Origin of the sequence: Flagellimonas meridianipacifica (genome assembly GCF_003001695.1) — a bacterium.
Classification (GTDB): domain Bacteria; phylum Bacteroidota; class Bacteroidia; order Flavobacteriales; family Flavobacteriaceae; genus Flagellimonas; species Flagellimonas meridianipacifica.
In genome coordinates this window covers 781,160-799,943 of the sequence record NZ_PVYX01000002.1, presented here as the reverse complement: position 1 = coordinate 799,943, position 18,784 = coordinate 781,160, and the positions used below count along the sequence as shown (strand labels likewise).

The 18,784-nt window shown below is 40.0% G+C and carries 18 protein-coding genes; 13 read left to right on the top strand and 5 right to left on the bottom strand.

The window, feature by feature from the left end; all coding sequences use genetic code 11:
- The first annotated feature begins 138 nt into the window (after positions 1 to 138).
- Entirely contained in the window at positions 139 to 432 is a 294-nt protein-coding gene (locus CLV81_RS13640; protein ID WP_106145655.1) for a GNAT family N-acetyltransferase, read from the top strand.
- A gap of 43 nt (positions 433 to 475) precedes the next feature.
- On the opposite strand, the gene mtaB is transcribed toward CLV81_RS13640, so the two are convergent.
- Together mtaB and CLV81_RS20865 are read right to left on the bottom strand one after the other, a co-directional pair.
- Complete coding sequence (mtaB, locus tag CLV81_RS13635; protein ID WP_106145654.1) at positions 476 to 1,804, bottom strand: tRNA (N(6)-L-threonylcarbamoyladenosine(37)-C(2))-methylthiotransferase MtaB; 1,329 nt, start codon at positions 1,802 to 1,804, stop codon at positions 476 to 478.
- A 146-nt stretch (positions 1,805 to 1,950) separates the two neighbouring features.
- Complete coding sequence (locus CLV81_RS20865; RefSeq protein WP_281258022.1) at positions 1,951 to 2,076, bottom strand: hypothetical protein; 126 nt, start codon at positions 2,074 to 2,076, stop codon at positions 1,951 to 1,953.
- Here CLV81_RS20865 and CLV81_RS13630 point away from each other — a divergent pair.
- Both CLV81_RS13630 and CLV81_RS13625 read left to right on the top strand, forming a co-directional pair.
- A complete protein-coding gene (locus CLV81_RS13630; RefSeq protein ID WP_245912099.1) occupies positions 2,068 to 2,523 on the top strand; it encodes a Crp/Fnr family transcriptional regulator in 456 nt (151 codons plus the stop codon). The genes CLV81_RS20865 and CLV81_RS13630 overlap by 9 nt on opposite strands.
- An 89-nt stretch (positions 2,524 to 2,612) precedes the next feature.
- The gene (locus tag CLV81_RS13625) at positions 2,613 to 3,467 is read left to right on the top strand and encodes an SMP-30/gluconolactonase/LRE family protein (RefSeq protein ID WP_146129898.1); all 855 of its coding nucleotides are present in this window, start codon (positions 2,613 to 2,615) and stop codon (positions 3,465 to 3,467) included.
- Between the two features lie 77 nt (positions 3,468 to 3,544).
- Here CLV81_RS13625 and CLV81_RS13620 read toward each other — a convergent pair whose 3' ends face one another.
- Together CLV81_RS13620 and CLV81_RS13615 are read right to left on the bottom strand one after the other, a co-directional pair.
- Positions 3,545 to 4,720: a GlmU family protein gene (locus tag CLV81_RS13620; RefSeq protein WP_106145651.1), complete on the bottom strand. Its 1,176-nt coding sequence runs from the start codon at positions 4,718 to 4,720 to the stop codon at positions 3,545 to 3,547.
- 85 nt (positions 4,721 to 4,805) lie between these two features.
- Positions 4,806 to 5,072, bottom strand: coding sequence for a type B 50S ribosomal protein L31 (locus CLV81_RS13615; RefSeq protein WP_106145650.1), 267 nt, complete (start codon positions 5,070 to 5,072; stop codon positions 4,806 to 4,808).
- A gap of 156 nt (positions 5,073 to 5,228) precedes the next feature.
- Between CLV81_RS13615 and CLV81_RS13610 the strand changes: the two genes are divergently transcribed.
- The 8 genes from CLV81_RS13610 to CLV81_RS13575 all read left to right on the top strand — a co-directional run bounded on the left by CLV81_RS13610 (position 5,229) and on the right by CLV81_RS13575 (position 12,488).
- On the top strand, positions 5,229 to 5,747 hold the full coding sequence (locus CLV81_RS13610; RefSeq protein ID WP_106145649.1) for a DUF4199 domain-containing protein: 519 nt from the start codon (positions 5,229 to 5,231) through the stop codon (positions 5,745 to 5,747).
- Positions 5,748 to 5,789: 42 nt separating this feature from the next.
- On the top strand, positions 5,790 to 6,749 hold the full coding sequence (locus tag CLV81_RS13605; protein WP_106145648.1) for a glycosyltransferase family 2 protein: 960 nt from the start codon (positions 5,790 to 5,792) through the stop codon (positions 6,747 to 6,749).
- A 51-nt stretch (positions 6,750 to 6,800) separates the two neighbouring features.
- Positions 6,801 to 8,507, top strand: coding sequence for a phospho-sugar mutase (locus tag CLV81_RS13600; RefSeq protein ID WP_106145647.1), 1,707 nt, complete (start codon positions 6,801 to 6,803; stop codon positions 8,505 to 8,507).
- A 4-nt stretch (positions 8,508 to 8,511) separates the two neighbouring features.
- Complete coding sequence (locus tag CLV81_RS13595) at positions 8,512 to 10,338, top strand: ABC transporter ATP-binding protein (protein WP_106145646.1); 1,827 nt, start codon at positions 8,512 to 8,514, stop codon at positions 10,336 to 10,338.
- Between the two features lie 49 nt (positions 10,339 to 10,387).
- Positions 10,388 to 10,930 carry an RNA polymerase sigma factor gene (locus CLV81_RS13590; protein ID WP_106147557.1) on the top strand — a complete coding sequence of 181 codons (543 nt, stop codon included), beginning with the start codon at positions 10,388 to 10,390 and terminating at the stop codon, positions 10,928 to 10,930.
- A 32-nt stretch (positions 10,931 to 10,962) separates the two neighbouring features.
- Entirely contained in the window at positions 10,963 to 11,493 is a 531-nt protein-coding gene (locus CLV81_RS13585) for a hypothetical protein (RefSeq protein WP_106145645.1), read from the top strand.
- A complete protein-coding gene (locus CLV81_RS13580) occupies positions 11,486 to 11,926 on the top strand; it encodes a hypothetical protein (RefSeq protein WP_106145644.1) in 441 nt (146 codons plus the stop codon). The genes CLV81_RS13585 and CLV81_RS13580 overlap by 8 nt, the downstream gene beginning before the upstream one ends.
- 211 nt (positions 11,927 to 12,137) lie before the next feature.
- Positions 12,138 to 12,488 (top strand): DUF6515 family protein, encoded by a 351-nt coding sequence (locus CLV81_RS13575; protein ID WP_106145643.1) that lies wholly within the window; start codon positions 12,138 to 12,140, stop codon positions 12,486 to 12,488.
- Between the two features lie 45 nt (positions 12,489 to 12,533).
- Here the strand turns inward: CLV81_RS13575 and CLV81_RS13570 are convergent, their stop codons facing one another.
- Positions 12,534 to 13,562 carry a WD40/YVTN/BNR-like repeat-containing protein gene (locus CLV81_RS13570; protein ID WP_106145642.1) on the bottom strand — a complete coding sequence of 343 codons (1,029 nt, stop codon included), beginning with the start codon at positions 13,560 to 13,562 and terminating at the stop codon, positions 12,534 to 12,536.
- A 72-nt stretch (positions 13,563 to 13,634) separates the two neighbouring features.
- On the opposite strand from CLV81_RS13570, the gene CLV81_RS13565 reads away from it, so the two are divergent.
- Both CLV81_RS13565 and purL read left to right on the top strand, forming a co-directional pair.
- Positions 13,635 to 14,846 (top strand): RsmB/NOP family class I SAM-dependent RNA methyltransferase, encoded by a 1,212-nt coding sequence (locus tag CLV81_RS13565; protein ID WP_106145641.1) that lies wholly within the window; start codon positions 13,635 to 13,637, stop codon positions 14,844 to 14,846.
- Positions 14,847 to 15,120: 274 nt separating this feature from the next.
- On the top strand, positions 15,121 to 18,783 hold the full coding sequence (gene purL, locus CLV81_RS13560; RefSeq protein ID WP_106145640.1) for a phosphoribosylformylglycinamidine synthase: 3,663 nt from the start codon (positions 15,121 to 15,123) through the stop codon (positions 18,781 to 18,783).
- Position 18,784 lies beyond the last annotated feature (1 nt).

The window sequence follows — 18,784 nt, the reverse complement described above, 5'->3', positions numbered from 1 at the left end:
GCTAGGAAATTAAGGATTTTTTGACTAATTTTGTATCCCTTTTTGCAATAGCCCCGCTGTTACACATCTTGCAAAAGATTAAAATGTACTTACCTAGTAGTAAGTCAGTTGCGTAAAGCCAATTTAAAATAGAATTATATGACAGAAATGGAAGTTAAGGACAATAGTTTCTTGCGTCAATTCGAAACTCAAGTGGATGGCCACTTAGCAAAAATTGAATATTCTTCTCAAGAACGCAAAGTCTTCTTGACGAAGTTGGTTATCCCAGAAGAAATTACCCAAGAAGGTTTCAAAGAATCCTTCATCAAAGAAGTTCTCCATCAAATTCAAGAAAGAAATTTAAGGGTTGTACCAACTAGCCCACATATTGCAGGTTTCTTGAGAAAGAACAGGCAGTACAAAGAAATGTTACCTGTTGGAATACGAATCTAACGGATAATGGAACAAACTGGAACCTCTCAATCGAGAGGTTTTTTTATGCTAATACTTTACTGGAAACAAACTCGAAGCGAACTAGGCCGTCCTCATCAATCTTGGTTAGTTCAACTTCATGCAAGGTATTTACCAATTCTGGATTCCATGGTGCTTTTACCTTAATATAATTCTCGGTGAAACCATGAATGTATCCCGATTTGTTCTCTCCTTCAAACAAAACGGTTCTAACACTTCCCAACTGGTTTTCATAAAAAGCCCTGCGCTTTTTAGCAGATAGCCCACGAAGCATTTTGCTGCGTTTGGCGCGTACGTTTTTGGGCACGACACCCTCCATTTCAGCTGCCAGTGTATTGTCTCGCTCAGAGTACGTGAAGACATGTAAATATGAAATGTCCAATTCGTTCAGGAAATTATAGGTTTCCAAAAAATGCTCATCGGTTTCACCTGGAAAACCGACTATGACATCCACCCCAATACAGGCATAGGGCATAGTGCGTTTTATTCGGGCAATACGTTCCACATAAAGATTGGTCAAATACCTCCTTCGCATTAATTTCAAAATGGTATCACTCCCACTTTGCAATGGAACATGAAAGTGCGGTACAAAAGAGTTGCTCTGGGCCACAAAGTCAATTGTCTCATTTTTCAGAAGATTCGGCTCAATGGAAGAAATCCGAAGTCTATGTATACCCTCCACTTGATCCAATGCCTTCACCAAATCCAAAAAAGTGTGTTCATGTCTTTTGTTCCCAAACTCACCTTTGCCATAATCACCAATATTAACACCGGTAAGTACAATTTCCTTTATTCCTTTTGATGAAATCTCAGCAGCATTGTGCATTACATTTTCTAAGGTGTCGCTACGCGAAATCCCACGGGCTAGAGGGATCGTGCAATAGGTGCATTTATAATCACAACCATCCTGCACTTTTAAGAAAGCTCGGGTTCTATCGCCAATAGCATAACTGCCTACGTAAAAATCCGCTTCATCAATTTCGCAGGAGTGCACCTCTCCCCTGTCGTTTTTTGTAAGGTCGTTAAGGTAATCCGTGATTTTGAACTTTTCTGTTGCTCCCAAAACCAAGTCTACCCCATCCACATCGGCTAATTCTTCTGGTTTTAACTGAGCATAACACCCTACGGCAATAACGAAAGCATCTGGATTGCCTTTTTGTGATTGCTTAACAATAGTCCTAAAACGTTTGTCAGCATTCTCGGTTACGGAACAGGTGTTAATGACATAAATGTCGGCCTCTTCAGAAAAATCCACCCGGTCAAAGCCCTCATTTTCAAAACTGCGGGCTATGGTGGAAGTCTCCGAGAAGTTGAGTTTGCAACCCAAGGTGTAGAAAGCAACTTTGCTACTCATTTAACTGCTTCAATTTGAGGGTGCAAAGATACACCAATCAAACAATTTGGTTTCATTGACAATACTGTCTTAAGAATCGTTAGAAAATGATATATTTCAAATGAATAAAAATCACATCTACATCTTTTACCTCTTTGCATCCATTACTACAACATATCAATAAACAAATAGTCCTTGAGGAAACGGATTTCAACGTATTCCTTGGTATTTTTAATACTAAGGAATACTCTAAAAATCATCTTCTTGTCCAGCCAGGCCAAAAAATTGAACATCAATATTTTGTTTTAAAAGGGTGTTTGAGAACGTACCTAATAGATTCTTCTGGAAAAGAGCATACAATGCAATTTGCGGTAGAAAATTGGTGGGTAAGTGACTATTTGGCGTACTATAAAGGAGGTGAATCAATCTTTTTCGTTGAGTGTTTGGAGGATTGTGAATTGATGAGGGTTCGAAAGGAAGATTTGGAAGGAATGTTCCTATCACTGTCCATCACAGAGACATATTTCAGGCTCCAACTTGAAAATGCATTTGCTGCTTTTCAAAAACGTATTTTATCTTCTCTTAACCTAACTGCAAAAGAGCGTTATTCACAATTCATCCAGATTTATCCAGATATTGAACAGAGGGTGAAAAATTATCAAATTGCCTCTTACCTTGGAATCACGCCTGAAAGTCTCAGCCGATTAAGAAAAAATCGTATCGCATCCGACGAATCCTAAATTCAGTTTTAATTTCTTACCATAGGTCAATTTTTTTCATCTGAGGGCCAAATAGTTTTGCCAGCAAATTTTAAACAAAACCAAGTAAGATGAAGAAGTTAGTTTTTGTCTCGATGACCCTTTTTTTAGTACAATGGCTCAATGCACAAAACCTTAAAAAAGACTGGGAAGTAGAGGGATTGGAAGCTCCCGAATCGGTAGTGTATCATAATGGTACGTATTACATTTCGAATGTATCAGGCCAACCTGCTGAGAAAAATGGGAAAGGATTTATTACCAAGCTAGATTCGAATGGGGAAATTGTTGGCTTGAAGTGGTTGGAAGGCTTCAACGCCCCAAAAGGCCTTGGCATTTTTGACAATTATCTATATGTAGCTGATATTGATCGCGTAGGGCTTGTTAACCTAAAAACAGGTGAAATAGAGAAATGGTACCAGGCCGAAGGAGCCACTTTCCTCAATGATGTGGAGATTAGCCCAAATGGTATAGTCTATGTTTCCGACACCTTCGGGGGAAATGCAATTTACAAGATTGAGGAGGATGCTATTGAGCTGCTAGTGAAAGATGAAAAATTGGATTACCCCAACGGTCTAAAATTGGATGGAAACCAGCTATACGTAGCCACTTGGGGTGTTGTTACGAATTCTGAAACATTTGGCACTGAAGTTCCGGGAGCATTAATTGCCTTAGACCTAAAGAACAAGTCAATTAAAAGTATAACCGATTCCTTTGGAAACTTAGATGGACTGGTTCGCTACGAAAATGGTTTTATAGTCTCCGATTGGATTTCGGGAGCCATATCTGTTATTGATGCCGAAGGCGGCGTAACTATTTTGGAACAGATAAATCCTGGTACGGCAGATATTGAATATCTAGAAGAAGAAAATATTCTTTTAGTTCCGCAAATGTTGGATGGAAAGCTGACTGCTTTCGTTTTAAATTGAACCGTTTCTTATATGAAAAAAAGCTCCTAATTAGGAGCTTTTTTTATTTCATGCTTCTAAAGTGATACGATTAAACATCAACTCTTTCTCCATTTTTTGGTCAACTCAAAAACATGGTTGAGAATTCCTTCTTCAACAGCATTAAAATCAACATGCCTTCGTTTCATCATTGCACTCGCAGCTTCATAGGCTTTTCTAGTTAGGTAGGTAGTAAACCCCGACGCTCCTCCCCAACTGAAGCTGGGAACAAAATTTCTGGGATATCCGCTTCCAAAAATATTGGCGCTTACACCAACAACGGTTCCAGTATTGAGCATAGTATTGATGCCACATTTACTGTGGTCACCCATAACAAGTCCGCAAAACTGTAATCCTGTGTGAGCAAAACCTTCAGTGCTATAATCCCACAACCTCACTTCGGCATAATTGTTTTTAAGATTCGAAGTATTGGTGTCGGCTCCCAGGTTGCACCATTCCCCGAGGACGGAGTTTCCCAAAAAACCTTCGTGGCCCTTGTTGGAATATGCAAATAGCACAGAATTATTCACTTCTCCCCCAACCTTGCAGAATGGACCAAAAGTGGAAGGACCATAAATCTTGGCTCCCATCTTAAGTATAGCGCTATTGCATAAAGCCAATCCGCCACGTACGATGCAACCCTCCATAATCTCGGCGTTTTTTCCAATATATATGGGACCTGTGGAAGCGTTCAAAATGCTAAACTCTACTTTGGCTCCTTCCTCCAAAAAAACTCTCTCCGGATTCACTACTTGATTGGTGGAGGATATAGGTAGACTTTTTCTTCCCTTTGTCAATAATTCGAAATCCGCTTCAACCGCTTCACCATTTTTGGAAAAGATGTCCCAAACATGTTCAATCTTCAAAGGAGCATAATCCAATTCGACCCTATTATAATCCGAAGTATCAAATTCCAAGGATGCACTGGCTGTTCGGTATGCAACAGGCATGTTATCGTAGTAAAGCGCCTCAGAAGGTTTTAGTTGCTTTATCTTTTTGACTAAATCAATATCTGGTAGTACGTTTCCAGTAATTACCACATTTTCTGAAGCTTCTTTTAAAGGAAACTTCTCGGATAGATAGGGTTCCGTTTTAAAGCTTAGACTCTCATTCAAGTGTTTTTCCCACTTTTCCTTTATGGTTAGAATCCCAATTCGAATATCAGCTACGGGTCTAGTGAATGTAAGCGGTAAAAAGGAATCCCTTTGGTTTCCATCGGAAAGGATATAGTTCATGGTTATTGCTTCAGTGATTCAAAAATAAAAAATGCCGCTGAGAGTGTCAGCGGCATCACGTATATCTTGAAAGAAAACCTTTACATTAGGCCTTCTTCTCTTCTTTACTGAACTTTTTGTATTTGTTCTTAAACTTATCAATTCTACCAGCAGTATCAATCAACTTGGTCTTACCAGTGTAGAAAGGATGTGAAGTTCTTGAAATTTCCAACTTTATCAATGGATATTCAACACCATCAACAGTAATGGTTTCTTTCGCCTCTGCAGTAGACTTGGTAATAAAGACATCGTCATTGGACATATCCTTGAAAGCGACTAGTCTGTAATTGGATGGATGTATATCTTTTCTCATGATTCGTAATCTCAAAAATTTCAGGGTGCAAATTTAATGATTTCTTTTGGACCAACAACTTAAAACGTCTAAAAAAGAAAAAATCTATCTTAAGGCTGTAACAAAAGTACTTTTTGTTTCACTAACCACACGAAACAACGCTAAAAATCAATTAAAATGGAAGTACAACAACCTAAAACCGGTAAGTTCTCGTTAAACTACGGCTTAATTCTTGGAGGGATAAGTCTGGTATTCGGAGTTTTACTCTACACTCAAGACCTCCATACATCTCAAAGTCCTGGTATTATGATATTTGGTATTGTGATAGCAGCAATCGTTACTTTCTTGGGTATTCAGGCATTCAAAAAGGCCAATGGTGGCTACTTGAGCTTGGGAGAAGCACTAAAAATTGGAGCTGGAGTAGCACTTATTTCAGCTATTGTTGCCATTATCTACAACTTGGTACTGGTGAATGTATTGGACCCGGATGCTCCTTCAAAAATTATGGATGCACGTCTTGGACCAGCCCTAGAAAGTGGGGAAATCACACAAGAACAGTTTGACCAACAAAAGGAACAGAGCATAAATTTCTGGTGGATGGGATATCCTATCATACTAATTTTCAATATTCTAATAGGTCTAGTGCTAGGTTTGATTTCTGGCCTTATCTTGAAAAAAGCCAAGCCCGCTTACTAAACCAAAAAATGCTACTTTTGAAGGGAATTCCAGAATCGAACAATGCAGATTTCCATTGTAATTCCCTTACTTAACGAAAAGGAATCCCTAAAAGAACTTCATGATTGGATTGTACGTGTAATGCAGTCCAATCATTTTTTATATGAAATCCTATTTATCGATGACGGAAGTACGGATGGTTCGTGGGATGTCATCGAAACCCTTTCCGCAGAAAACAAAAATGTTCGCGGTATACGTTTTCTTAAGAATTTTGGAAAATCTCAAGCATTGCACGCTGGATTCAAGGCTAGCAAAGGGGATGTGGTAGTAACCATGGATGCTGACCTCCAGGATAATCCTGAAGAGATTCCTGAATTGGTCTCCATGATTCAAAATGAAGGATATGAAGTGGTTTCAGGATGGAAAAAGAAACGCTACGATTCCATTATAACCAAAAACATCCCTTCCAAACTTTTCAATTGGGCAGCAAGAAAAACTTCAGGACTTAAGTTGCATGACTTCAACTGTGGGCTAAAGGCTTTTCGTAATGATGTTGTTAAGACTATCGAGGTTTCCGGCGAAATGCATCGCTACATACCTGTCTTGGCCAAAAATGCAGGTTTTCCCAAAATCACGGAAAAGGTGGTACAACATCAAGCCAGAAAATATGGAACTACAAAGTTCGGCGCAGAACGCTTTATTAATGGATTTTTGGATTTAATCACCATTTGGTTTGTCTCCAAATTTGGCCGGAGACCTATGCACCTGTTTGGAGCCTTGGGCGTGTTAATGTTCATTGTGGGCTTCGGATTTTCACTTTATTTGGGTATTGATAAACTTTTTATCAATAAAGCCGGTCGTCTAATAACCGATAGACCCCAGTTTTATATTGCTCTTACCGCTATGATAATAGGAACCCAACTTTTTCTAGCAGGATTTTTAGGCGAGATTATGGTGCGTTCCCGCAAAAACGACACTAGATATACCATAGCTGATAAAATTAACTTGAAGGAAACTTCCTAAGCAAGAATCTTTGTAATTTTACTTTAAGATTTTAAATAACCGAACGCATATATGGATGCAATTAAAGCGACCGCAGAATCTTGGATGACCGACTTTTTTGATTTGGAAACCAAAGAAGAAGTAAAAAACCTCATTGAGAATAACCCCGAAGAACTTAAGGAACGTTTCTACAAGAACCTGGAATTTGGTACAGGGGGTATGCGTGGTGTTATGGGTGTTGGTACAAATAGAATCAACAAATACACCTTGGGCAAAAACACGCAAGGACTTAGCAATTACTTAAAGAAAACCTATCCTGGCCAGGACCTTAAAGTGGTGATTGCTTATGATTGCCGACATAACTCGGATACTTTATCTAAAACAGTTGCCGATATTTTCGCTGCTAACGGGATACAGGTCTATCTTTTTTCCAAACTTAGAACGACTCCTGAGCTTTCTTTTGCAGTTCGTCATTTGGGCTGCCATGCCGGTATTGTTTTAACAGCATCACATAACCCTCCTGAATACAACGGATACAAAGTATATTGGGAAGATGGGGGTCAGATAGTTCCACCTCAGGACGGTGAAATCATTGCAGAAATCAATTCACTTTCTTTTGAAGACATTCAATTCAATGCCAACCCAGAATTAATTCATTTAATTGATACCGAGGTAGATGAAGCTTTCTTTGAGGCTTCGGTGAAAAATGGAAATTTCAATGCTGCTGGCAAAGATGATTTTAAAATAGTTTTTACTTCTTTGCATGGCACCTCGATTACAGCAATACCCGAGGTTTTAAAACGAGCTGGGTATTCCAATGTGACCGTTATTGAAGAACAAGCTGTACCCGATGGTTCGTTTCCCACGGTGGAATCACCCAATCCAGAAGAGCCAGAAGCACTATCAATTGCCATTAAAAAAGCTGAGGAAATTGGAGCTGATATGGTGGTAGGCACAGACCCAGATAGTGATAGATTGGGAATCGCCGTTAGAAATCTGGAAGGACAAATGGAACTGCTCAACGGGAACCAAACCATGGTCTTAATGACCAAATTCCTTTTGGACCAACACAAAGAAAAGGGATTCAAGGGCAACGAATTTATAGCTACTACCATCGTTTCCACGCCTATGATGGAACAGATGGCCAAAGCCTATGGAATTGAGTTCAAGACAGCACTTACTGGGTTTAAATGGATTGGGAAAATGATTAAGGATTTTCCAGACTCGTACTTTATTGGGGGTGGTGAAGAGAGTTTTGGTTATATGGTTGGTGATTTTGTAAGAGACAAAGATGCCGTTACCTCTACCCTACTGGCCTGTGAAATTGCCTCAGATGCCAAGGCAAAGGGGAGTTCTTTCTATGAGGAACTTATTAAATGCTATGTCCGTTTTGGTTTTTATAAAGAAAACTTGGTTTCTCTAACCAAAAAGGGAATTAGTGGCGCTGAGGAAATCAAACAAATGCTTAAGGATTTCAAAGAAAATCCAGTTGAATCGGTTCAGGGCTCGAAAGTAGTGTGGATTGAAGACTACAACACATCCATTGCCAAAAATGCGCAAACCGGAGAGGAAAAACCAATTGATTTACCCAAATCCAACGTGCTGATTTATGAAACTGAGGATGGCACACGTATCGCAGCTAGGCCCAGTGGAACCGAACCTAAGGTCAAGTTTTACATCAGCACAAACGCTAAGTTGGAAAACGAAGCGGATTTTAAATCCGTAAATTCGCAGCTGGATACCAAGATTCAAGGTATCCTGGCTGAACTGAATTTATAGCCTCATGAACTACTTTAAAAAGATACTCCAATTTGCGGTGCCCTATCGTAGATATGGATTTCTCAATATTTTTTTCAACATCCTTTATGCACTGTTCAGCGCACTCTCATTTGCTGCGTTGATTCCCATGCTGGACGTATTGTTCAAGCCGGAACAAAAAGTACTCGAAGAGCCTATTTATACTGGTCTGGGGAACGCTAAGAATTATCTTCAAGACTACATAAATTATCAGGTTACCGCCTATTCTGGAGATGATGAGATGAAGGGATTGGTGCTGGTCATAGGATTGGTGTTAATTTTATTTCTCTTGAAAAATGCTTTCAACTATCTGGCTATGTACTTCATCACATTTCTTAGAAATGGAGTGCTTAAAGATATCCGAAATAAAATGTACCAAAAGATAGTGGATTTGCCCATTTCCTTCTTTTCCGAAAAACGGAAAGGAGATGTTATTGCCAGAATTACTTCGGATGTATTGGAAATTCAACATTCTTTTCTTTCCGTATTGGAATTGATTGTAAGAGAACCCCTTACCATACTATTTACTATCCTAATCATGTTCGGGATAAGCACAAAGCTTACCATATTCGTATTTGTATTTATTCCGATTGCCGGAATGATTATCTCAAGAATTGGGAAATCGTTGAAGAGAAAATCGGATAAGGTCCAGCGAGAACAGGGAGAATTCCTTTCCATTGTGGAAGAAACCTTAGGTGGGCTCAGAGTAATTAAAGCATTCACCTCAGAAAACAAGTTTTTCAACACGTTCAAGGAATCCACCAATCGATTCTTTAAATTTTCAAATTCCTTACTGAACCGACAAAACCTTGCTTCACCAACCGGTGAGTTTTTAGGGATTTTGGTCATTGGCGTGTTGTTATGGTTTGGTGGTAGAATGGTTCTCATTGAAAAAACCTTGGATGCCTCTTCTTTTATTGCTTATATGGGACTGGCCTATAATATTCTTACTCCTGCTAAGGCCATAAGCAAAGCTTCCTATGGAGTACGTAAAGGCAATGCGGCGGCTGAACGGGTTTTGGAAATTTTGGAATCCGAGAATCCAATCAAGGACCCTGCTCAAGGATTGGCTAAAACAGATTTCACTACGGACATAGTATTCAAAAATGTGTCTTTTAAATATGAGGAGGATTACGTGCTGAAAGATTTCAACCTTAGCCTGAAAAAAGGACAAACTGTGGCACTGGTAGGTCAATCTGGTAGTGGGAAAAGCACAGTAGCCAATTTGGTATCTCGATTTTACGATGTTAATGACGGTTCAATTTTAATTGACGGCACCGACATCAAAAATGTTACGAAAGCATCTCTTAGGGGTCTGATGGGACTCGTAACACAGGATTCCATTTTGTTCAATGATACGGTCCGAAATAACATCGCTCTAGGCAAGGCAGATGCTACAGAAGAAGAAATTATTGAAGCCGCAAAAGTGGCCAATGCACATGATTTTATATCCGAACTACCGGAAGGCTATGACACGAATATTGGCGATGGCGGAAACAAACTCAGTGGGGGGCAAAAACAACGACTTTCCATTGCCAGAGCAGTTTTGAAGAACCCTCCTATCATGGTTTTGGATGAAGCAACCTCAGCTTTGGATATAGAAAGTGAGCGCTTGGTCCAGGATGCACTGGAAAAAATGATGCAAAACCGAACCTCATTGGTCATTGCACATAGACTTTCAACCATCCAAAATGCCGATTCCATAGTGGTCATGAACAAAGGAAAGATTGTGGAACAAGGCACGCATGAAGAACTGATGAAATCCCAACAAGGGTACAAAAAATTGGTTGAAATGCAGTCTTTTGCAGGCTGATTAAACCTTTTGACCATAATACTGTCTTAGCACCAAATTGTATAAGCAATTGATTGCTGAAGAAGCTCTAATAGATCAACTAAAAAGTCCCGAAACCCGGGAGAAAGCCTTTGCTGTATTGGTAAATACGCACAAGGAGAGACTCTATTGGCATATTCGGAGAATAGTTTTGAATCATGATGATGCGGATGATGTGCTACAGAACACCTTCATCAAGGTATACCGAAACATTGAAGGCTTTAAAGGGGACAGTAAATTATATTCGTGGATGTATCGAATAGCCACAAACGAATCCCTGACCTTCATCAAACAGCGGTCTAAAAAAAGTGGAATAAGTGATGAAGAATTGAAAAACAGGATGGTTGAAAATTTGGAAGCTGATGTATACTTTGAAGGAAGTGAAATACAAATAAAATTACAGAAAGCGTTGGCAACACTTCCAGATAAGCAAAAACTGGTCTTTAATATGAAATACTACCAAGAAATGAAATATGAAGAGATTTCTGAAGTGCTGGAAACTTCCGTTGGGGCGCTTAAAACCTCATATCATTTAGCGGTAAAGAAAATTGAAACGTATCTTAAGGCAGATTAAACCTTTGGGGAGATAATTGGTCAAAATACAAAATGGGGAAAAAAGACGAACATAACTTTAAAACACCGGAAGGCTATTTCGATAACTTTCATGAACGGCTCATGCAAAAAATAGATGCTGATGAGGATACGCAGAAGTTAACCTTTTTGCCGGAATCTGATGGATTCAGTCTTCCCAAGGGTTACTTTGAGCATGTAGCGGACAACGTACTTTCAACACTGGACAAAAAGGAGACCAAAGTGGTTTCTTTGAAATCCTATAAAAAGTACTACTATGCAGCAGCGGCAATAGCAGCAGTTTTTCTCATATTTTTTGGACTTAACACCCAAACAGAATCCCCTATAGCATTTGAAGATTTGGCCAACGCAGAAATTGATGCGTATTTGGAAAACGCCGAACTGGATTTAACGTCCTACGAATTGGCGGAGCTTGTCTCTTTGGAGGATGCCCAGTTAAACGATGTAATGGACACACCTTTGGAAACCGAAAATATACTGGAATATTTAGATGAGAATATTGAGGATATTGAAGAATTAAACCTGAATTTTGAAGACTATGAGTAAGAAATATATCATTGTATTGTTTTTGATTTTTCAGGCGGCCGGCATATATGCCCAAAGGCCGGTTCGAGATAAAATCAAGACCCTTAAGGTTGCTTTCATAACGGAGCGTTTGAGTCTCAGCAGTGAAGAAGCACAGACCTTTTGGCCTATTTATAATAAGCATGAGAAGCAATTGGAGACCATTCGCAGAAAAGAACGATTGCAATTGAAATCAAAAATTGGTTTGGTCGAAGATTTGACCCAAGCTGAATCATCATCACTTTTAGGAGAGTTTTTGGATATACAAGACCAAAAACATAAAGCAGAACAGGCCTATATTAGAGATTTAAAAAACGTGCTGCCTGCAAAAAAAATATTGCTTTTGCTAAAAGCTGAAGAAGACTTTAAAAAACGTTTGCTGCAACAATATAGAAGACGACAAGGAGGAGGTTGATAATCAACCTCCTTTTTTTATAGGATAGGGCTTCCCATAGCTCAACATATGTCTTACCCCCATTTCAAATCCTTCGGGATTTCATTTTCCACCCTTCTTTTCTTGCATTCTCCGTCCAACACCCAAAAAAATCGACAAAATGTATCATATGTCATTAAACCTTTGCCCATGCCTAAAGTCAAAAGAACAGAAACCCAAAATAATCTACATTATGAAAAACTTTAGAAATCTTATAATGGCACTTTTAGTTCTTGGTACTATGGCGGCATGTGGAGCACAAACCAAGGTAGTACGAGTATACCCAAAACATGGAACGGTGGTTACCACTATCCACAGACCTAAGGTGGTGGTTCATAATAAAACCAATTTCTACTTTGCTGATGGCATTTGGTACAAAGTACGTGGTAGAAGATACGTTGTTTGTGCTGCGCCAGTTGGAATTCGGGTAAGAACACTTCCAAGAGGTCATAAAATAGTATGGCGAAATGGAAGAAAACTATATAGTTATAAAGGTATCTGGTATAAAAAGACAGGACGGAATTTTGTTGTGGTAACGGTTTAGTTAGTTTGGTTAGTTGAGAAAAGGGCGGACAACATCCGCCCTTTTTTATTTAAACACCAATCGCGCAATTCTGTTTTTACCAGCGGCATAAGCAACATTTTCATCCAAAAAACGTAATGTGTAAAACCCTTCTTCACTGAGCTGAGTCCAAGTTTTTCCGCCATCACTCGAATAATCAATACCAGTAAATCCAACCGCTACCAATCCTGTTCCTTCTGAATTGGGAACAAATTGAACACAGCTTTTATATCCCGGACTGGAGCCATTGGCAGTTAACTCCCAATGTTTTCCACCATTAAAAGTTGCTATTTTGTTATACTTATTGACTTTAGGAGCACTAAAGTTACCTCCTATCGCAAAACCTTTGTTTTCATCATAAAAGTCAAGGGAATACAGACCATGATAGGGTGCAGTCAATTGGATGGGAGTATTTATAACTTCCCAACTCTGCCCCTTATCCGCTGAGTAAAGTAGTTGTTCTTTTGAAGTAATCACCCAAGTTTTACTTCTTATGACTTCAATATTGGTGTTACTGGCGGCATATGCCCCAACCTCCCCTTTTAGTTTTGGCAACTCTTCACAAGGTATTTTTTTCCAAGAGTTACCCCCATCTCTGGTAATAATAATCGCCATACACCCATTCTTTCCATCACCAATGGCAATGCCTTCCTTATCGTTCCAAAAAGTCATCGCGTCATAAAAAACATCTTCTCCATCTTCTCGATACACCAACTCCATTTTTCCACCATCCCCGGTCTTAAACAGAAGTGCGGGGTTTGCAACAGAGAGCATGAAAAAATCAGAGGAAGTATGGGCAACCGACCTAAACTCAGGCATCTTTCCTTCAAACTCCATTATGGACGACCTTATTTTTCCTGAAGGAACATCCAAGGAACCATAAACACCAGCGTTACCGGCAAAGGCAAGTGTCCTGTCATCCAAAAATTCAATGGCACGTATGCTCACCGAATCTGTAAATACAGTTTGTACTGTGACCGAAGTAAACTCTTTTGGTTTCTTATTCTGGGAACAACCAACAATCAGAAAAGCAAGAAATACCCCAAAATATCGCATGTAAAATGGCTTTCTCCAAAAGTAGCAGGAAAATAAGGGAAAGCCTACCTTTGCAATCCTAATTTTGCAAGTATGCGCCTCCACAGAAATCTTGTTTTTGCAGTAATCGATGCCCTCAACCTCATCTTCAATGAAAAAGAATATGCGGATAAGGTTATTGAAAAGGTATTGCGTTATGACAAACGCTGGGGCTCTCGAGATCGAGGTTTTATAGCTGAAACCACCTATGACATTGTCCGTTGGAAAAGGCTTTATGTGGAAATTGCTGAAGTACACGAACCATTCTCCAGACCACATCTTTTTAGGCTATTTGCCGTTTGGTGCGTGCTGCGTGGCATCAGACTGCCAGATTGGAAACAATTAGAAAACACACCTGAACGGCGCATTAAAGGACGTTTTGACGAACTTTCCAAAATCAGAAAATATAGAGAGTCTTATCCGGATTGGTTGGACGAGCTCGGAGAAAGTGCTTTGGGAGAGGAGCTTTGGACCAAAGAAAGCGCCGCTTTGAACCGGCAGGCGGAAGTTATCCTACGAACAAATACTCTGAGAACCTCCAAAAACACCTTGCAAAAAGCCCTTTCGGATGAAGGGATTGAAACGGTTTCCTTACCCGAATATGAAGATGCTTTGAAGTTAATGGAGCGCAAGAATGTTTTTACCACTGAAGCATTTAAAGATGGTCTCTTTGAAGTACAGGATGCATCTTCACAATTGGTTGCTCCATTTTTGGATGTGGCTCCAGGACAACGCGTAGTGGATGCTTGTGCAGGTGCTGGCGGGAAAACCCTACATCTGGCTTCCCTTATGCAAAACAAAGGTCAACTGATTGCCATGGATATTTATGAAAGTAAACTTAAAAAGCTAAAAATCCGTGCTAGAAGAAATGGGGTGCACAATATGGAAACCAGGGTCATTGAGAACAGTAAGGTAGTTAAAAAACTACATGGAAAGGCAGACCGTTTATTGTTGGATGCACCTTGTTCTGGATTAGGAGTTATTCGAAGAAATCCCGATAGTAAATGGAAGTTGGAACCGGAATTTTTGGAACGCATAAAAGGGGTACAACAGGATATTTTGCAGCGCTACTCCAAAATGGTTAAGCCAAAAGGTAAAATGGTATATGCCACATGTTCCATCCTTCCAGAGGAGAATATAGAACAAGTTGAAACCTTTCTAGATTCTGAGGCAGGGAAAGATTTTGAATTCATCAAAGACCAGAATCTATTTGCTTCCGAGCAAGGCTATGACGGTTTTTATATGGCACTACTTCAAAAAAAGTAATCCTTAATCCTTCCTCTTTTACCTTGAGTAGAAAAGTCTTTGGCAATCCATCTCTATATCTATAATAAGTACGTGTGTTCAATAAATTGAACATTCAAATCTTAAAATCATATTCCATTAAAGAAGCAGCCAGTAGGTAAAATGTTATTTAAAGGATAGATGGCTTAGATTTTTCGTTAACAATTCATTGAATAACTATCACATTGCAAAGAGGAAAAAAGCAAGGAATAGCTTAAATTCGCACTTTCTAAAAACCGTTCAATTCACAGTTTGTATGATTCATTTCTTTGGGGACGAAACTAAAAAGGTTTTTGCCGTCCAAACTACTCAAGAAATTGCACCTCAAGACATTGAAAAACTGATATGGTTGTTTGGCAACCAACCTAAGATACACGCGGCGTCACTTGACGCCTTTTTTGTTGGTCCTCGTGTCACTATGATAACTCCTTGGAGCACAAATGCCACAGAAATTACCCAAAATATGGGAATTCAAGGCATTTTAAGGATTGAAGAGTTCCAATCTGTGGCAGAAGGATTTTCAGACTATGACCCAATGTTGTCTCAAAAATATAAAGGCCTTCATCAATCTATTTTCAATATCGATATCGTTCCAGAACCTATAAAAGAGATTGATGATATTGAAAAGTACAATCAACAGGAGGGCTTAGCGCTCAACCCAGAAGAGGTTGAATATTTGGAAGAATTATCAAAATCCTTGGGTAGAAAACTTACGGATTCCGAAGTTTTTGGGTTTAGCCAAGTGAATTCAGAACATTGTCGACATAAAATATTCAATGGGACCTTTGTAATTGACGGAGAAGAAAAACCAAGCTCCTTGTTTAAATTAATCAAGAAAACTTCTCAAGAAAACCCCAATGATATTGTTTCAGCCTATAAGGACAATGTTGCTTTCATTAAAGGTCCCAAAGCGGTACAATTTGCCCCTAAAAGTGCGGACAAACCAGATTTCTACGAGGAAACAGACTTTGATTCTGTCCTATCTTTAAAAGCCGAGACTCATAACTTTCCTACCACCGTAGAGCCTTTTAACGGAGCGGCTACCGGCTCCGGAGGTGAGATTCGTGACCGGTTGGCAGGAGGAAAAGGTGCATTGCCCCTAGCAGGAACAGCGGTTTACATGACATCCTACTCCCGGTTGGAAGAAACTCGCCCTTGGGAAAAGGCATTCCCAGAGCGGGATTGGCTCTATCAAACCCCGATGGATATTTTGATAAAGGCCAGCAACGGAGCATCTGATTTCGGAAATAAGTTTGGACAACCTTTGATTTCAGGTTCGGTATTGACTTTTGAACATAAGGAAGACGCGCATCTCCTAGGGTTTGACAAGGTCATCATGCTGGCGGGCGGTATAGGATATGGCAAGAGTGAACAAGCCTTAAAGGATACTCCAAAAAAAGGAGATAATATTATAATTCTTGGCGGTGACAACTATCGGATAGGAATGGGTGGAGCTGCAGTTTCCAGTGCGGACACAGGGGAGTTTGAAGCTGCCATAGAACTAAATGCGGTTCAACGTTCCAATCCCGAAATGCAAAAAAGAGCAGCCAATGCCATTCGTGGGTTGGTTGAAAGTCATGATAATCCCATAGTTTCCATTCATGATCACGGGGCAGGTGGGCATTTGAATTGCCTTTCCGAACTTGTTGAGGATACCGGTGGGAAAATCTACTTGGATAAGCTGCCCATTGGTGACCCTACGCTATCATCCAAAGAAATCATTGGTAATGAAAGTCAGGAAAGAATGGGATTGGTTATTTCGGAAAAAGACCAAGAATTACTTCAACGCGTATCCGAACGAGAACGGTCACCCATCTACAATGTGGGTAAGGTTACAGGAGACCATCATTTTTCTTTTGAATCCACAGTAAAAAATGAAAAACCAATGGATTTGGAGCTTTCAGCCTTGTTTGGAAGTTCGCCAAAAACCATAATGGAGGATAGGACGGTCAAAAGCAATTTTGGGGAAGCATCGTACAGTTTGGAACATTTTCATGACTATTTGGAGCAAGTACTGCAGTTGGAGGCCGTAGCTTGTAAAGACTGGTTAACCAATAAGGTGGACCGCTGTGTTGGCGGCCGTGTAGCTAAACAGCAATGTGCAGGTCCACTACAGTTACCCCTCAACAATTGCGGGGTGATGGCTTTGGATTTTAAAGGAAAAGAAGGGATTGCCACTAGCATTGGCCACTCCCCTATTTCAGGACTCATCGACCCAGTTGCGGGAAGTCGAAATAGCATAGGCGAATCGCTGAGCAATATTGTTTGGGCACCCTTGGAAAAAGGATTGGAATCAGTTTCACTTTCAGCTAACTGGATGTGGCCTTGTCGTAATCCTGGAGAAGATGCTAGATTATACCAAGCCGTTGAGGCATGCTCAGAATTTGCTATTGCCTTGGGCATCAACATTCCAACAGGAAAGGATTCACTGAGCATGAAGCAAAAATATCAGGACAAGGAAGTTATTGCTCCAGGTACTGTAATTATTTCTGCGGGAGGACATTGTTCTGATTTAACGCAGGTTGTAGAACCCGTTTTGCAAAAGGAAGGCGGAGATATTTATTATCTCAACTTAAGTCAAGACCAGTTTAAATTAGGTGGTTCCAGTTTTTATCAAATATTGAATGCCGTTGGCACGGATGCACCCAATATAACAGATGCAGCTTATTTTAAAAATTCGTTCAACGCAGTTCAGGAAGAAATCAAATCAGGAAACATTTTGGCAGGACATGATGTAGGTTCAGGTGGCTTGATAACCACATTGTTGGAAATTTGCTTTGCCGATACCGATTTAGGAGCAGAACTTGACCTAACCACTTTGGGAGAATCAGATACCATAAAGCTTCTCTTTTCTGAAAATATAGGTATTGTATTCCAGACCAATGATTCAACAGCACAACGTTTAAACGCCATCAAAATTGGTTCTCCTCTAGCTAAGGGTGAACTAAGAATTAAGAATCATGGGGTTGAAATGGGCCTAAATGTGGCTTCACTTCGTGATACATGGTATAAGACTTCTTACTTATTGGATGAAAAGCAAACAGCCAAAGGATTAGCCAAAGAACGCTACTCAAATTATAAGAACCAGTCCTTGCATTATGTTTTCCCAGAATCATTTGATAGCTCGGTGTATTACCCAACTCCATCAAAAAGTGGAAAAAAGCCGATAGCTGCGATTCTGCGCGAAAAAGGAAGTAATTCAGAACGAGAAATGGCGCATGCCATGTTTTTGGCTGGCTTTGAAGTGAAAGACGTACATATGACTGACCTTATCTCAGGAAGGGAAACCTTAGAAGACGTTCAGTTCTTGGGTGCAGTTGGAGGTTTTTCAAATTCGGATGTGTTAGGAAGTGCCAAAGGTTGGGCCGGGGCCATACGTTACAACGAAAGAGCCAACAAGGCAATCAAAAAGTTTTTTGAACGACCAGATACGCTGTCCGTAGGCATATGCAATGGTTGCCAATTATTCATGGAACTGGATTTGATAAATCCTGAGCATGGGGAACGACATGGAAGAATGACGTACAATGAATCCCACAAGCACGAAAGCAATTTCACTTCGGTAAAAGTTCAGAAAAGCAATTCCGTGATGCTGTCTGGCTTGGAAGGAACAATTTTGGGGGTTTGGATTTCACATGGTGAAGGGAAATTTAGTTTACCTCTTCCAGAAGATAAATATGAAATCGTAGCGAAATATGGGTATTCCAGCTATCCCGCCAATCCAAATGGAAGTGACTATAATGTGGCTATGCTTTGCGATAATACAGGTCGCCACTTGGTGACCATGCCCCATATTGAAAGAAGTATGTTTCCATGGAACTGGGCTCATTACCCAAAGGATAGAAACGATTCAATCTCCCCATGGATATTGGCTTTTCATAATGCTAAAGAGTGGATTGAACAACAAAACCAAAATTAAA

Coding starts and splice junctions, on each gene's coding strand:
- CLV81_RS13640 (WP_106145655.1), top strand. CDS start 139: ATGACAGAAATGGAAGTTAAGGACAATAGTTTCTTGCGTCAATTCGAA.
- mtaB (WP_106145654.1), bottom strand. CDS start 1,804: ATGAGTAGCAAAGTTGCTTTCTACACCTTGGGTTGCAAACTCAACTTC.
- CLV81_RS20865 (WP_281258022.1), bottom strand. CDS start 2,076: ATGTTCAATTTTTTGGCCTGGCTGGACAAGAAGATGATTTTTAGAGTA.
- CLV81_RS13625 (WP_146129898.1), top strand. CDS start 2,613: ATGAAGAAGTTAGTTTTTGTCTCGATGACCCTTTTTTTAGTACAATGG.
- CLV81_RS13620 (WP_106145651.1), bottom strand. CDS start 4,720: ATGAACTATATCCTTTCCGATGGAAACCAAAGGGATTCCTTTTTACCG.
- CLV81_RS13615 (WP_106145650.1), bottom strand. CDS start 5,072: ATGAGAAAAGATATACATCCATCCAATTACAGACTAGTCGCTTTCAAG.
- CLV81_RS13610 (WP_106145649.1), top strand. CDS start 5,229: ATGGAAGTACAACAACCTAAAACCGGTAAGTTCTCGTTAAACTACGGC.
- CLV81_RS13605 (WP_106145648.1), top strand. CDS start 5,790: ATGCAGATTTCCATTGTAATTCCCTTACTTAACGAAAAGGAATCCCTA.
- CLV81_RS13600 (WP_106145647.1), top strand. CDS start 6,801: ATGGATGCAATTAAAGCGACCGCAGAATCTTGGATGACCGACTTTTTT.
- CLV81_RS13595 (WP_106145646.1), top strand. CDS start 8,512: ATGAACTACTTTAAAAAGATACTCCAATTTGCGGTGCCCTATCGTAGA.
- CLV81_RS13585 (WP_106145645.1), top strand. CDS start 10,963: ATGGGGAAAAAAGACGAACATAACTTTAAAACACCGGAAGGCTATTTC.
- CLV81_RS13580 (WP_106145644.1), top strand. CDS start 11,486: ATGAGTAAGAAATATATCATTGTATTGTTTTTGATTTTTCAGGCGGCC.
- CLV81_RS13575 (WP_106145643.1), top strand. CDS start 12,138: ATGAAAAACTTTAGAAATCTTATAATGGCACTTTTAGTTCTTGGTACT.
- CLV81_RS13570 (WP_106145642.1), bottom strand. CDS start 13,562: ATGCGATATTTTGGGGTATTTCTTGCTTTTCTGATTGTTGGTTGTTCC.
- CLV81_RS13565 (WP_106145641.1), top strand. CDS start 13,635: ATGCGCCTCCACAGAAATCTTGTTTTTGCAGTAATCGATGCCCTCAAC.
- purL (WP_106145640.1), top strand. CDS start 15,121: ATGATTCATTTCTTTGGGGACGAAACTAAAAAGGTTTTTGCCGTCCAA.